Annotated in this window: 18 protein-coding genes and 1 pseudogene; 11 read left to right on the forward strand and 8 right to left on the reverse strand. The window is 70.8% G+C overall.

Annotated features, from left to right (window positions below):
- Window positions 1-2: 2 nt before the first annotated feature.
- From pucL to uraD, 3 genes are all read right to left on the reverse strand, one after another.
- The gene (gene pucL / locus ACYQ77_RS39635; protein ID WP_459721631.1) at window positions 3-857 is read right to left on the reverse strand and encodes a factor-independent urate hydroxylase; all 855 of its coding nucleotides are present in this window, start codon (window positions 855-857) and stop codon (window positions 3-5) included.
- A gap of 3 nt (window positions 858-860) precedes the next feature.
- Window positions 861-1,157, reverse strand: a complete 297-nt coding sequence (gene uraH, locus ACYQ77_RS39640) for a hydroxyisourate hydrolase (protein ID WP_459721633.1) — start codon at window positions 1,155-1,157, stop codon at window positions 861-863.
- 151 nt (window positions 1,158-1,308) lie between these two features.
- A complete protein-coding gene (uraD, locus tag ACYQ77_RS39645; protein ID WP_459721636.1) occupies window positions 1,309-1,800 on the reverse strand; it encodes a 2-oxo-4-hydroxy-4-carboxy-5-ureidoimidazoline decarboxylase in 492 nt (163 codons plus the stop codon).
- A 180-nt stretch (window positions 1,801-1,980) separates the two neighbouring features.
- Between uraD and ACYQ77_RS39650 the strand changes: the two genes are divergently transcribed.
- Window positions 1,981-3,021, forward strand: coding sequence for a hypothetical protein (locus ACYQ77_RS39650; protein ID WP_459721639.1), 1,041 nt, complete (start codon window positions 1,981-1,983; stop codon window positions 3,019-3,021).
- Window positions 3,022-3,054: 33 nt separating this feature from the next.
- Window positions 3,055-4,170 (forward strand): hypothetical protein, encoded by a 1,116-nt coding sequence (locus tag ACYQ77_RS39655; RefSeq protein ID WP_459721642.1) that lies wholly within the window; start codon window positions 3,055-3,057, stop codon window positions 4,168-4,170.
- 36 nt (window positions 4,171-4,206) lie between these two features.
- Here ACYQ77_RS39655 and ACYQ77_RS39660 read toward each other — a convergent pair whose 3' ends face one another.
- The 5 genes from ACYQ77_RS39660 to ACYQ77_RS39680 form a co-directional block, all read right to left on the reverse strand.
- Window positions 4,207-4,422: a helix-turn-helix domain-containing protein gene (locus ACYQ77_RS39660; protein ID WP_459721645.1), complete on the reverse strand. Its 216-nt coding sequence runs from the start codon at window positions 4,420-4,422 to the stop codon at window positions 4,207-4,209.
- Window positions 4,422-4,904: a DUF2975 domain-containing protein gene (locus ACYQ77_RS39665; protein ID WP_459721647.1), complete on the reverse strand. Its 483-nt coding sequence runs from the start codon at window positions 4,902-4,904 to the stop codon at window positions 4,422-4,424. Before ACYQ77_RS39665 ends, ACYQ77_RS39660 begins: the two co-directional genes overlap by 1 nt.
- A gap of 187 nt (window positions 4,905-5,091) precedes the next feature.
- Window positions 5,092-5,472 carry a RidA family protein gene (locus ACYQ77_RS39670; protein ID WP_459721650.1) on the reverse strand — a complete coding sequence of 127 codons (381 nt, stop codon included), beginning with the start codon at window positions 5,470-5,472 and terminating at the stop codon, window positions 5,092-5,094.
- A complete protein-coding gene (locus tag ACYQ77_RS39675; RefSeq protein WP_459721652.1) occupies window positions 5,472-6,230 on the reverse strand; it encodes an IclR family transcriptional regulator in 759 nt (252 codons plus the stop codon). The genes ACYQ77_RS39670 and ACYQ77_RS39675 overlap by 1 nt, the downstream gene beginning before the upstream one ends.
- The gene (locus tag ACYQ77_RS39680) at window positions 6,227-7,153 is read right to left on the reverse strand and encodes a sugar kinase (RefSeq protein WP_459721682.1); all 927 of its coding nucleotides are present in this window, start codon (window positions 7,151-7,153) and stop codon (window positions 6,227-6,229) included. Before ACYQ77_RS39680 ends, ACYQ77_RS39675 begins: the two co-directional genes overlap by 4 nt.
- Before the next feature lie 137 nt (window positions 7,154-7,290).
- Between ACYQ77_RS39680 and ACYQ77_RS39685 the strand changes: the two genes are divergently transcribed.
- The 9 genes and pseudogenes from ACYQ77_RS39685 to ACYQ77_RS39725 all read left to right on the forward strand — a co-directional run.
- Window positions 7,291-8,604 (forward strand): type III PLP-dependent enzyme domain-containing protein, encoded by a 1,314-nt coding sequence (locus ACYQ77_RS39685; protein WP_459721655.1) that lies wholly within the window; start codon window positions 7,291-7,293, stop codon window positions 8,602-8,604.
- Complete coding sequence (locus tag ACYQ77_RS39690; protein WP_459721657.1) at window positions 8,604-10,175, forward strand: N-acyl-D-amino-acid deacylase family protein; 1,572 nt, start codon at window positions 8,604-8,606, stop codon at window positions 10,173-10,175. The genes ACYQ77_RS39685 and ACYQ77_RS39690 overlap by 1 nt, the downstream gene beginning before the upstream one ends.
- Before the next feature lie 38 nt (window positions 10,176-10,213).
- Window positions 10,214-10,831, forward strand: a complete 618-nt coding sequence (locus ACYQ77_RS39695) for a bifunctional 4-hydroxy-2-oxoglutarate aldolase/2-dehydro-3-deoxy-phosphogluconate aldolase (RefSeq protein WP_459721660.1) — start codon at window positions 10,214-10,216, stop codon at window positions 10,829-10,831.
- An 85-nt stretch (window positions 10,832-10,916) separates the two neighbouring features.
- Entirely contained in the window at window positions 10,917-11,105 is a 189-nt protein-coding gene (locus ACYQ77_RS39700) for a hypothetical protein (protein ID WP_459721684.1), read from the forward strand.
- A pseudogene (locus ACYQ77_RS39705) lies at window positions 11,099-11,371 on the forward strand (GntT/GntP/DsdX family permease); the annotation flags it as partial. The gene ACYQ77_RS39700 and the pseudogene ACYQ77_RS39705, both read left to right, overlap by 7 nt.
- A gap of 82 nt (window positions 11,372-11,453) precedes the next feature.
- Window positions 11,454-11,759 (forward strand): GntT/GntP/DsdX family permease, encoded by a 306-nt coding sequence (locus tag ACYQ77_RS39710; protein ID WP_459721663.1) that lies wholly within the window; start codon window positions 11,454-11,456, stop codon window positions 11,757-11,759.
- A gap of 812 nt (window positions 11,760-12,571) precedes the next feature.
- Complete coding sequence (locus ACYQ77_RS39715) at window positions 12,572-12,898, forward strand: hypothetical protein (RefSeq protein WP_459721665.1); 327 nt, start codon at window positions 12,572-12,574, stop codon at window positions 12,896-12,898.
- Window positions 12,895-13,200: a hypothetical protein gene (locus tag ACYQ77_RS39720; protein WP_459721666.1), complete on the forward strand. Its 306-nt coding sequence runs from the start codon at window positions 12,895-12,897 to the stop codon at window positions 13,198-13,200. Before ACYQ77_RS39715 ends, ACYQ77_RS39720 begins: the two co-directional genes overlap by 4 nt.
- 1 nt (window position 13,201) lies before the next feature.
- A partial coding sequence (locus ACYQ77_RS39725; protein ID WP_459721669.1) for an AfsR/SARP family transcriptional regulator occupies window positions 13,202-13,573 on the forward strand: 372 nt, incomplete at its 3' end.

Genomic DNA, 13,573 nt, shown 5'->3' on the forward strand with positions numbered 1-13,573 from the left:
GCTCACCACCACGCGAGGCCGGGGTCCGGGGCGCCGTCGCGCACGACCGTGCCCTCGATGAGCCCGTACGGCCGGTCGGCGGCGAAGAACACCTCGCCCGGGTTGTCCAGCTCGAACGGCGACAGGTCGACGAGGAAGTGGTGCTTGTTCGGCAGCGAGAGCCGCACCTCCGCCAGCTCCGGCCGCTGCTTCAGCACCTGCTCACCCATCGCGTACAGGGTTTGCTGCAGCGACAACGAATGGGTCTGCGCGAACGCCTCGACCAGGTGACGCGTGGTCTCCCGGTAGGAGTCGTACCAGTCGGTCTCCTCCGCGCTCGCGTGCCGCCAGTCGGCGCGCACGGCGGTGGCGAGGATGCGGTCGTCGGTCTCCTTCAAGGTCGTGTACTCGTCCTTGTGGAAACCGTGGAACTCCGAGCCGGTGGTGTTCATGACGACCAGGTCGTCCACACCGGACACGACGGTGGCCGCGCCGCCGTCGTAGGTGACGGTGGTGGTGCGGGTGCCGGAGCCGCGGACGAACGAGTGGCCGGCGACCCGCTCCCAGCTGTACTGCTCGATCCGCACGCGTGCCCGGTGGATCGTCGGGGTGGTGTCGACGAAGTGGCGCGCGAGCCGCAGCGCGAACGACTCGATCTGCCCCACGCCGTCCCGCGCGAACGCGTACACGGTGTTCTTCTGCGTGTCGGTGGGCAGCACACCGGCGTTGTCGCCGGTCAAGTGCGTGGCGGCGAGATCACCCGACAGTGTGGTCGTGACGTTGAGGTCGGTGACCTCGTGCCGGTCCTCGCCGCGGTCGACCCGCACGAGCCGGGTCTCGGCCTTGCCGTACTGGTTCTGCCCAAGGCGGATGTCCATGTTTCAGCTCCCCCGGTAGGTCGAGTAGCCGTACGGGCTGAGCAGCAGCGGCACGTGGTAGTGGCTGTCGTCGGTGACCCGGAACGCGACGGTGACCTCCGGGTAGAACTCGCCGCGGACCTCGAAGACGAGCCGGTACACGCCGGGTTCGGGGGTGTCCCAGCCGCTGATGCGCCCGTCGTCGTCGGTGTGGCCGTCGGCGATGGTGCGCCAGCCGGCGTCGTGCAGTTCGAGGCGCACGGGCACGCCCGCGGCGGGCCGTCCCTCGCTCGTGTTCAGGACGTGCGTCGACAGGCTCACGACGCCCCCTCGCAGGCTCGGTGCCGCCGCTCGCGGTCGCCCTGTGTTCGATGCTCTGCTCGATGCTCTGCTCGATGCTCTGCTCGATGGTTCGCTCCGCAAGCTCCGCTCACGGCTCCGCAAGCTCCGCTCACGGCTCGGCAAGCTCCGCTCATGAGAAGGCCTTCCCGAGCCGCAGGTCCACGATCTTGCGCAGTTCCTCGCGCACGACCTCCCGCTCTGCCTCGGGAGAGTTGCCGAGCCGGGCGCGGAGCGCGTCGAGCATCTCCGCGCCGGTCAGCCCGGTGGCGCAGATGAGGAAGACGTGCCCGAACCGCTCCTCGTAGGCGACGTTGCCCGCCACGAGCTCGTCGCTGGGCGCGGCCCCGGCCTGCTCCTCACGTGACCAGGCGGCCTCCGGCCCCGGCCCGGTCGCGCGCTCCCCGATCCGCGGGTGCGCGGCGAGCGCGTGTTCGACGTCGGCCCAGTCGAGGGCCCGCAGCACCTGCTCGGAGACGGCACGGAGCTGGGCGAGGTCGTGGTACGGGCGCCGGGCGAGGATCTCGTCGGCCCACCGGCGGGAGGCGCAACAGGCGAGCAGGTCGTGCTCGGCGGCCGCGGGCTCCTCGGCGTTCAGCCGGTCGAGCGGTGAATCATCGGACATCCTCGGCACTGTACCGCCCTGAGGGCGTGCTGACAGTCCCTCCGGCACGGACGCTCCCGATCACCGCGGCGGCCGTGGCTGCCATCGGCGAGTGTCCGTGCGGCTGCCTTCGAGGGCAACCGCGGGAACAAGCCCGTTTGTAGCGTCGTGGACACCAGCTGCCTGGAGGAGATGAGGGCCATGGGTTCCGCCGCGACCGAGACGCTCGAGCACCTGCTGGGCAGGCTGAGCAATCCCACCGAGTTCTTCGAGGCGGTGCACCGGGACTTCCAGGAGCACCGCGACGACTTCGACGGCTTCCGGTCCGCGTTCGAGGGCAGGGGGTTCGGCGCCGCGGCCGAGGAGTTGATCAGGTACCTCGACGACCACGGCAGGCTCGAGCTGCTCGCCGAGCTGACCGAGGAGCGGCCGGACGAGCTCGCCGCCGCCTACCTGCGGCTGGGCGAGGCGGGTGACGAGGCGCCCGGTTCGCCCGGCGGCGACGAGAACGCGCTGTGGCAGGCGGCGATCGACCAGTTCGGCGGGTCCTGGGCCGCCTGGGACGGCACCGAGGAGGGCTGGGCCGAATACCGCGACTGGTTCTACGACGCCACCAACTCCCAGGACCCCGCCATGTACGCCGAGGCCTACGAACGCCTGGACCCGCTCAACGACCTGGACCTCGCCCAGCGGATCGCCCGCATGCGGGACTTCGGCTTCGACGTCTCCGGCACCGACGGGGACGCCGCCGAGCCGGACGGTGACGCCGAGGCCGCGCTGTGGCAGGCGGCGATCGACCAGTTCGGCGGGTCCTGGGCCGCCTGGGACGGCACCGAGGAGGGCTGGGCCGAATACCGCGACTGGTTCTACGACGCCACCAACTCCCAGGACCCCGCCATGTACGCCGAGGCCTACGAACGCCTGAGCCCGCTCGACGACCTCGACCCGGGCGAGCGGATCGCCCGCATGCGCGACTTCGGCTTCGACGTCTCCGGCACCGAGGAGGACGCCGCCGACGGGTTCGAACCGGCGGAGCGGGACGCGGAGCAGGAGCCCACCGAGAGCGAGCGGATGGAGACCTACCGCGCGCTGGCCGAGGACCCCGCCGTCGAGGGCATCAGCCACGAGGTGCTCGACGAACTGCTCGAGGACCCGGACTTCGACGCGAAGATGGCGGCCGCGCGCGCGGCCGTCGACGCCGAGATCGAGGCCGCCCTGGCCGACGAGATGTCCGACGCCTGACCTGTCACGACAACGAAGAGGGTAGGTGGCCCCATGCCAGTCGACGACGCGGCACTGCAGATCGCCAGGGCGCGCAAGCTGTGGAAACTCATGCTCGGCAGTGACGTCCACAAGAGGATCGCGGCCGGAGAACAGTTCATGCTCCTGCCGAAGGACGTGCAGAGCACGGTCCAGAACGAGCCGAGGAGCTGGGGCAGGAAGAAGGACATCCGCGACGAGCACGCCCGCACCGGCAGGCGTGCCCCGCTGATCATCAAGGTGACGATCGCCGGCTCCGGGTGCGACGTGTGGATGACCCGCGCGAACGCGGACGGGAGCGTCGCGGACACCAACCTGGGGCGGCTCGACATCGAGGACGACGGCAGCCAGGTGAACGCGTACGAGCAGGGGGACAACCTCACGGTGTCCGGTCCCGGCGCCAAGAACACGCTCAACAACGCGAGCGACGCGCGCGACAGCCACGGTGGCGTGTTCGACGCCGGTTCGAACAGCATCGCGCGGATCGTCGAGCAGGTTCCCCCGATGGTCAAGGGAGCGATCGACACCCGCCACAGCGGGGACGCGGACGAGCCCATCGTCATCATGATCAAGGCGCACAGCCGGGGCGCGGTGGCGGCGTCCCGCGTCGCCGAGGCGCTGTCGGGTTACAAGGGCGCAGCGGTGGAGCTGATGCAGTCGGACCCGGTGCCCGGCCCCGGGCAGCCGAAGAACCTCACCCAGGTCAACCTCGGCGAGTTCCAGGGGGAGGACGGGCAGGCGAAGGCGGCGCCGGTCGAGTCGACCCTCGTGTACTCCGTCGCGTCCGGCTACAAGTACGGGTTCACGCCGCAGAAGGTGATCGGGGCCAAGCGGATCATCATCTCCCGGCAGGACCACAGCGCCGGTCTCGCCAACGGGTTCGTCTACGAGGGACGGCTCTACAAGGGAAGCAGCCTCAACAGCCTCCCGGAGGGCGTCTTCGTCGACCGGAACAAGACCAACCAGAACAGCTTGCCGCTGGAGAAGGTGGCCACCCGGGACGAGGCCATCGCCGCGTTCAAGTCGGCGCTCGGCGAGGTCCCGCGCGCGGCGCAGGACTGGGCGGAGGTCCCGGGGTGGACCGAGTCCCGGGAGAAGATCATCACCAGTGTGCTGAACTCGTTCGCGTGAGCGGTGGGGCGGCCGCCGGCGCGGCCGCCCGCTCCCTCAGCCGGGTTCCTCCTCCACCCACTCGAGCAGGTCGCCCGGCTGGCACTCCAGCACCCGGCACATGGCCTCCAGCGTGGAGAACCGCACCGCCTTGGCCCGGCCGTTCTTCAGCACCGCGATGTTCGCCGGGGTGAGGCCGACCTTCTCGGCGAACTCGCCGACGCTCATCTTCCGCTTGGCCAGCTCGACGTCGATGCGCACGACGATCGGCATCAGATCACCGATTCCATGTCGGTGCGCAGCGTGGTCGCCTGGCGCAGCAGCGCACGCATCACGATCATCAACAGCCCCAGCACGGTCACCCCCGTCGTCATCAGGAACAGCACGAGCGGCAGCCCGGGGTCGTCCGCGTTGAACCCGACGAACAACAGCACGCCTGCGAGCACCACCCACCCGGCGCCGATCGCCGCGAGGATCACGTTCACCCACCGCATCGCCGCCTCGGTGAAGATCCGGTCCTTCTGGACCATGGTGAGCAGCTGCCACGTCGCCACGATCACCACCTGCACGCACAACACCAGGAACACGGAGATGATCGTCGCGGGCCAGCGCAGCCCGGCGTCCTCGGGGTGCTCCCGCGCCATGTACGCGAACTGCCCAGGCAGCGACATGGTCTGGAAGAGGACCAGCACCCCGAACAACACGACGAGAGACACGCGCAGCGGCAACACCACCGCTCGATGCACAGCGACCATGCACCGATTATCGACACCTATCTATCGAAAGTCAATCGATCCCTATCGTTCCGACCCCAGGACCCCGCGAGTCACGCTCTCACGCACACCGAGTTGCCGGTTTCGTGCACACGGCACCTGCACGAAACCGGCAACTCGTGCTGTTCGAGAGCGTGACTCGCGGGGTTCGGGAGCGGGACTCGTGGGGTCAGTCCAGGACGGCCATGGCGTCGATCTCCACCAGGAGGCCTTCCGGGAGGCCCACGTAGACGGTGGTGCGGGCGGGGAAGGACTCCTCGAAGAACTCGCGGTAGGCGTCGTTCATCTCGCCGAAGTGGGCGGTGTCGGTGAGGTAGACGCGGCACATGACCACGTCGTCGAGGGTGGCGCCGCCCGCCTCCAGGACGCGGCGCACGTTCTGCATGACCTGGCGGGTCTGCTCGGTGACGGTGTCGCCGACGATCTCGTTCGTCGACGGGTCGAAGGCCACCTGGCCGGCCACCTGCAGGATGTTGCCCTTGCGGATGCCGTGCGTGAGCGGCACCGTGGGGATCTTGGTGCCCTCCGGGTGGATCGCGACCTTCGCCATCAGTCTCTCCTCTTCGTTTCCTGGTAACCACACTCGGCGGACGCCGCCGACGCCGCGGCCAGCAGTGCCGGCACCAGCTCCAGCAGGCCGTCCAGGTCGAGCACGACCTGCGGCACCGACAGCGACATCGCCGCGAGCACCTCGCCCCGCGGACCGCGCACCGGCGCGGCGACGCAGTGGATGTGCTCCTCGTGCTCCTCGTCGTCGATCGCGTAGCCCCGCTCCGCCACCCGGTCCAGTTCGGCCAGGTACGCGCGCGGCGTGGTGATCGTGTTCCGCGCCATCTTCTCGTACGTGATCGACGCCGCCACCGCCCTGCGCTCGTCCTCCGGCAACGCCGCGACCAGCACCTTGGCCACGGCCGTGCAGTGCAGCGGCGCGCGCCTGCCGATGCGGGAGTACATCCGCACGTTGTGGCGGCTCTCGTACTTGTCGATGTAGATCACCTCGCCGTCCTCGTAGGACGCGAGGTGCACGGTGTGCCCGGTCTCGGCGTTCAGCGCGCGCAGCGCGGGCTCCACGCTGCGCCGCACGTCCCGCTCGTCGAGCGCCCGGAACGCCAGCTCGAACAGCGAGGTGCCCAGCCGGTAGTACCGGATTCCGACGCGCTGCACGAACCGGTGCGACTCCAGCGTCCGCAGCAGCCGCAGCACGGTCGACTTGTGCACGTCGAGCCGCTCGGCCAGCTGGTCGAGGGTCCGCTGCCCGTTCGCCAGCTCGTCGAGCACGACGAGCGCACGGTCCAGGCTCTGGCTCACAGCTGCTCCCCGGTCAGGTGCGCGGCGGCCCACTCGGCCTCCGACGCGGCCAGCATCGCCGACACGTACGACGCGGGCAGCGACGGCCCCACGTCGTGGTGGGTGCGCAGCGCGGTCGCGGCCCGCAGGTGGCCGGCACGCAGCCGCCGCACCGGTGTCTCCCCCGCGAGCGTCGCCCACAGGAACCCGGCGGCGAACGCGTCCCCGGCGCCGACCGGCTCGACCACGTCGACCTTCAGCGCGGGCTGGAACACCGCCACCTCGCCCTCGACGAGGGTCGCGCCGTCGGCGCCCTGCTTGACCACGAGCGTCGCCGGCTCCGGCAGGAGCGCGCGGATCGCGGCCGGTTCCTCGACGTCCCACACGAGCTTCGCCTCGTCCGCGCCGACGAACACGATGTCCGCGGCGGCGGCGAGGTCGCGCAGCACCGCCGGGTCGCGGTCGGTCCACAGCCGGGGCCGCCAGTTGAGGTCGAACGACAGCGTGAAGGCGCGCGGCATGCGCAGCAGGCGGTCCATCAGCGCGTGGCAGCTGTCCGACAGCGCGGGCGTGATCCCACTGGTGTGCACGACCCGCACGTCGTCGAGCGGCAGCGTGCCGAGCAGCGCCGGCCCCATGCCCGACGCGGCCGACCCGCGCCGGTAGTAGCGGACCGGGCTGCCGGAGGCGTCGCGTTCCTTGACGTACACGCCGGTGGGCCGGTCCGGGTCGACCGCCACGGCGGACACGTCCACCCCGAACGCGGCGACCGAGGACACGACGGCGGCGCCGAGCGCGTCGTCGCCGACCGCGCTCACCCACGCCGACCGCAGTCCGAGCGCGGCGACGTGACAGGCCACATTGGACTCGGCGCCGCCGACGGCCCGGTGCCACGTGGTCGCCTCGGCGGGCGGGCCCGGTTCGGCGGGCACGAACATCGCCATGGTCTCGCCAAGGCACAGCACATCCGTGCGCACGTGCCGCCTCCTCCGACGTTGACTGGCCGGTCGGAGGGATGCTACACACCTTCGTGGCACATAGCGCAATAGCCGTTGCACAATACGCAATATGAGGTGAGCGGATGCCGGAGATCACCCCGGGCCGGATGGACCCGGCCGCACTCGACGCGCTCCTCGACGAGCGGATCGACTGGCGGTTCAAGGGCATCCCGGCCGCGCTGTCCGGGTTGTCCATCCGGGACGCCAGGGAGCGCGGCGTGAACCTCTTCCGCGACGGGTTCCTCCCGCCCGTCACGGTCCTCGACGAGCCCGCGCTCACCCACAACCTCACCACGATGGCGGCCCTGTGCGCACGCCACGGCTTCGCGCACGCCCCGCACGGCAAGACGACGATGGCGCCGCAGCTGTTCGCGCGGCAGTTCGAGCACGGCGTGTGGGGCCAGACCACGGCGAACGCGAGCCAGCTGCGGATCTACCGCGCGTTCGGGATCAACCGGGTGATCCTCGCGAACGAGCTGGTGGACGCGGCCGCGCTGCGCTGGGTCGCGGGTGAGCTGGACCGCGACCCGGACTTCGAGTTCTGGTGCTGGGCCGACACCGAACGCGGCGTCGAGCTGATGACCGAGGCGCTGCGCGCCGCGGCGCCGTCCCGGCCGGTGGACGTGCTCGTCGAGCTGGGCGTGCCCGGCGGCCGGACGGGCTGCCGCGACCGGGCCGCCGCGCTGGCCGTCGCCGAGGCGGTGGCCGCGAGCCCGGTGCTGCGGCTCGCGGGGGTGGCGAGCTACGAGGGCGCGGTCGCCGACGACACGTCCGCGACCGGTCTCGCGACCGTGCGCGCGCACCTGACCGAGCTGCGCGCGCTCGCACTCGACCTGGCGGAACGCCGGCACTTCGCCGGGCTGGAGCAGGTGGTCGTCACCGCGGGCGGCAGCTCGTTCTTCGACCAGGTCGTCGACGTGCTCGGCGCGCCGTGGCCGGACGGGCTGCCTGTGCTGCCGGTGCTGCGCAGCGGCGCGTACCTCACGCACGACGAGGGGTACTACGCACGCAACTCGCCGCTCGGCGCCACTCCCCGCCTCGACGGCACGCCCCTGCGGCCCGCGGTCCGTGCGTGGGCGCAGGTGACCTCGCGGCCGGAGCCGCGGCTCGCGTTCATCACCGCGGGCAAGCGGGACGTGCCGTACGACATCGACCTGCCGCTGCCGGAGCTGCGCCGCGCGAACGGCGTGACCACCGAGCTGACCGGCTGCGTGATCACCAAGGTCAACGACCAGCACGGGTTCGTCCGGCTGGGGGCGGACGCGGCGCTCGAGGTCGGCGACTGGGTGGGGCTCGGGCTCTCGCACCCGTGCACGACGTTCGACAAGGTCCCGCTGCTGCCGGTGGTCGGCGCGGACGGCGCGACCGTCGTCGACCTGATCAGGACGTTCTTCTGATGCTGACCTTCCGCGGCGCGACGGTCGTCGACGGCACGGGCGGCCCGTCGTACCGGGCGGACGTGACCGTCGACAGTGGACGGATCACGGCGATCGGCGACGGTGGCGGCGGTCGCGTGGTGGACGCCGGCGGGCTCGTGCTGGCGCCGGGGTTCATCGACATGCACGCGCACTCCGACGTGCAGATCCTCGTGCACCCGGACCACACGGCGAAGGTCTCGCAGGGCGTCACGCTCGAGGTGCTCGGGCAGGACGGCCTGTCGTACGCGCCGGTCGACGACGACACGCTGGCCGGGCTGCGCGCGCAGCTCGCCGGCTGGAACGACGACCCGCCGGGCTTCGACTGGGACTGGCGGAGCGTCGGCGAGTACCTCGACCGGCTGGACCGCGGGATCGCCGTCAACGCGGCGTACCTGGTGCCGCAGGGGACGGTGCGGATGCTCGTGGTGGGCTGGGACGCGCGGCCGGCCACGCCGTCCGAAGTGGATCGCATGCGGGCGCTGGTGGCGACCGGGCTCGCCGAGGGCGCGGTGGGCATGTCGTCCGGGCTCACGTACACGCCGGGCATGTACGCCGACACCGGCGAACTGGTGGCGCTGTGCGAGGTCGTCGGCAGGGGCGGCGGCTACTACAGCCCTCACCACCGCAGCTACGGGGCGGGCGCGCTCGAGGCGTACGCGGAGATGGTCGAGGTGTCCCGGCGCTCCGGCTGCCCGCTGCACCTCGCGCACGCCACCATGAACTTCCCGGTCAACGAGGGCAGGGCCGGTGCGCTGTTGTCGTTGCTGGACGACGCGATCGCCGAGGGCCGCGACATCTCGCTCGACACCTACCCGTACCTGCCGGGCGCCACGTACCTGTCGGCGCTGCTGCCGAGCTGGGCCTTCGACGGCGGTCTCGACGCGACGCTGGCCCGGCTGTCCGATCAGGACACCCGCGAGCGGATCCGCGCAGACCTCGAGGAGAACGGCTCGGACGGTTGCAGCGGCGTGCCCGTCGACTGGACGACGATCGAGATCAACGGCGTCCGCCGCGGCGAGAACGCCCACCTGGTGGGGAAATCGGTCGCGGCGTCGGCACGGGAAGCCGGTGTGCCACCGGCCGAGCTGTACTTCGACACGCTGATCTCGGAGCGGCTCGGCACGTCGTGCCTCATGCACGTGGGGCACGAGGACAACGTGCGCGCGATCATGCGGCATCCCGCGCACACCGGCGGGAGCGACGGGCTGCTGGTCGGCGAGCGGCCGCACCCCAGGGCGTGGGGCACGTTCCCGCGCTACCTCGCGAGGTACGTGCGCGAGCTGGGGGTGCTGAGCCTCGAGGAGTGCGTCGCGCACCTGACCGGCCGTGCCGCACGGCGGCTGCGGCTGACCGACCGCGGGCTCGTGCGCGAGGGGTACGCCGCCGACCTGGTGCTGTTCGACCCGGCCACCGTGGCCGACACGGCGACGTTCGACGAGCCCCGCTCACCCGCGGCGGGTATCCCGTACGTGCTGGTGAACGGCGTGCCGGTCATCGACGACGGCAGGCACACCGGCGCGCTCGCCGGTCACTCGATCCGCCGGACCTGATCGTTCGCCCCGCACGCCACGCCCAGAGGGAGCCTGACATGGACCTGCTCGCCGAACTGACCGCCAGACGCGCGCTGTGCATCATCCGCGCACCGATCATCCCCGACCCGGTCGGGCTCGCGCGGACGCTCGTCGAGGCGGGCATGCCGATCGTCGAGTTCGCGCTGACCACCCCGGACGCGCCGCGGCTGATCGAGCAGGCGTCGCAAGTGGACGGCCTCATCCTCGGCGCGGGCACCGTGATGTCCGAACAGGACGCCCGCGACGCGATCAACGCGGGCGCCACGTTCCTGCTCGCGCCCGGCCTGCGGCCCGCGGTGGCGGAAGAGGCGGTGCGGCAACAGATCCCCATCGTGCTGGGTGCGATGACGCCGACCGAGGTGGCGACCGCGGTCGACCTCGGTGCGACGGCGGTCAAGGTGTTCCCGGCCGCGCGGCTGGGCCCCGCGTACTTCGCCGACCTGCACGGCCCGTACCCGGACGTGCCGCTCGTCGCGACGGGCGGGCTCAACGCGGAGAACGCGGCCTCGTACCTGGCGGCCGGCGCGATCGCGGTGACCGCGGGCAGCGGCGTGGTGGGACCGGCGCTGGCCGCGGAGTCGCGGCTCGCGGAGATCGGGCAGCGCGCGAAGGAATTCCTCTCGGCCATCGCGTAGGAAGACGAATGTCGGGGTTCGTTGACTGGCTGCGGCACGCCACGCCGGGTTGCTGCTGCTCGCCGCGGCAGGCATCGCGGTCCTGTTGGTACTGATCATCACGCGGAAGGTCGAGCCGTTCATCGCGTTGCTGGTGATCGGCCTGCTGACCGCGCTCGCGGCGGGCCTCCCGGTGCGGGTTCGGCGCAGAAACCAGGCGAGTCGTTGCTGGAGACGGGGTTCGGCGGCATTCTCGGCGCGATCCTCGAGGCGTCCGGCGGCGCGCACGTGCTGACGCGGTCGCTGCTGCGTGCACTGGGCGAGCGGCGCGCGCCGCTCGCGATGGGCCTCGCCGGCCTGATCTTCGGCGTCCCGGTGTGCTTCGACGTCGGCATCTTCGTGCCGGCGCCGCTGGTGTAGATGGCGGCGAAGCAGGGCGGCAGGTCGATCCTCCTGTACTGCCTGCCGCTGCCGGCCGGCCTGTCGGTGACGCACGCGGCCCTGCCGCCGCACCCGGGACCGGTCGCCGCGGCCGGGCTGCTCGGCGTGGCCCTCGGCTGGGTGATCCTGATGGGCGCGGTGTGCGCGATCCCCGCGTGGTACGTCGGCGGCGTGCTCGTCGTGGATCGGCAAGCGGATCGACGTGCCGGTGCCGGAGGAGATGCCGGCGGCGGCGGAGACCGAACGTCCGGACGGCGAGCCGGGTCTCGGTCTCGTGGTCGGCATCATCGCGATCCCGCTGGTGCCGATCCTGGCGGGGACGTTCGGCAGCATCTGGCTGGCGGCGGGCTCGACGGCGACGGGCGTGGCGTCGTTCATCGGGACGCCCGCGGTGGCGCTGACGGTCGCGGCACTGCTGGCGTTCCGGCTGCTGGGTTACCGGCGCGGCATGACGAAGTCGCGGGTGGCGGAGCTGAGCGCGGCGTCCACGACGCGGGCCTGCCGGTGATCGTCGCGGCGTACGTCATCAGCTGCGGCCTGCGCCTCGTCCAGGGCTCCGCCACGGCAGCCATCGCCACGACGGCGGCCATCATCGGCCCGACGCGGCATCTCCGTGAAGGACACGCTGACGACGTGGGCCGTGCTGGAGACCATCCTGTCGGTGGTCGCGTTCGCGGTGGCGGCGATCCTGATGGCGGTGGTCTGATTTGCCGTGGCGTGTCACGGCGATCCCTCATCACCGGTGCACCACTCGGCTTGCCGCGGTCACCTCGCCGCACGGCGCTCGGCCACCTTGACAGCCGCCTTCGTTCATAAGTTGAGAGCCATCGCGCACGCAGGCTGGACGCGCTCGAACTCGGACACACTCATCCCGCCGAGCACGCTCATCAGCCGCACTGCCACACGCATGGCGGCGTACCGGGTCGAATCGGCGCCACCTGCCTTCGCTCACCGCATCAGCTCGCTCAGGCACAACGGAGATCTGTGATCTGTCGTCGTCTACGAGAATGGTGCCTCATACCCCTGGATCAGAACTGGATTGAAACTGCATGCCAGGGTCGGCATGGATCAACGAACTTCGTCGACGGCGTGCACGTGGTGTAGTCACCGTAGACACTTCCAGCGTCCGAGTGCTATCCGAAGGCGGGGGCTTCGGTGCATGCTGTGCATGCCGACACCGTCGGACTTCGCCTGCCCCGGAGGTCGAACCGGGACCGATGAAGGCCCCCGCCCGCCTACCGCTCACCGCATCTTCTGGTCTCGCTCACGACAGCGGCATGGCCCGGTCTCCGGGCCATGCCGCTGCGGAAAGGTCTGACGATGACGTCGTCCCCCCGGCCACCGACCAGTTCGGCGCGCCCCTTCACACAACCCCTCACTCACCGGCTGTCCTTGGCTGACTCGCTGGTCATCGTGGGTGCACTGGGGTTCACCGGCTTCTTGTGCGTCCGCGACATCGCTCCGCACTTTGCTGTGGTGATCGCCGTGACCGCGGTCGCCGCCCTCGCCCTGGCCGTCGTCGTCCCGCGCGGTGTGGTCGAAGCAGTCGGCTTGCTCCGGGAACTCGTCCAGATTCGCGGTGAGCACCTCGACCGTCGAACGAAGGCGGATGACCTCGACGCGACGCCGAGCGGTGACCCGGAGTGACATCAATAACCCCCAACCGCTACTGCCTGCTACCTCCCGGCGTCATCCAGGCAAAGAACGGCCAAGAGTTCCGGACGATACTGCGGAAGGTCCGGGTAGCGGCCGACGTCGATGGTGGACTGCTGGCCATCCGGTCGGGTATCCCGCGCTCGTCGATCTACAGCCTCGGTGACCCGACGCGCAAAGGCCTGCCGAGGAGCCGCGACCAGGTTGCCCGCTACCTGGAGTGCTGCCGCGTGCATCCCGAACAGTCAGAGTTGATCCTGCGCCTGTGGGATGAGCTCAGCAAAGAGCGGAAATAACGTGGATTTCCGTCTGTTCGGTCCGTTCGAGGTGTGGCACGAGGGCGCCTCGGTGGACCCTGGGGACCTGCAACAGCGCTACGTGCTGGTGATCCTGTTGCTCAACGCCAACCGGGCGGTGACGCGGGAATACCTGCAGGAGTACGTGTGGCGCGGCCAGGAACAACCCCGCTCGGACCTGATCACCAGTTACATCGCGCGGCTCCGGAAGGTCTTCAAGGACTCGCCGACCGTGGAGCTCGACAAGACGCCGACGGGCTATCTGTTACGCGTCGACCCGGATCTGATCGACCTGAACCGCTTCCGCCGCCTGCGCGCGGAGGCGGCCAAGGACAGCGACGTCGCGAAGTTCCACGAGGCGCTGGACCTGTGG

This window comes from Actinophytocola sp. KF-1, assembly GCF_054661535.1.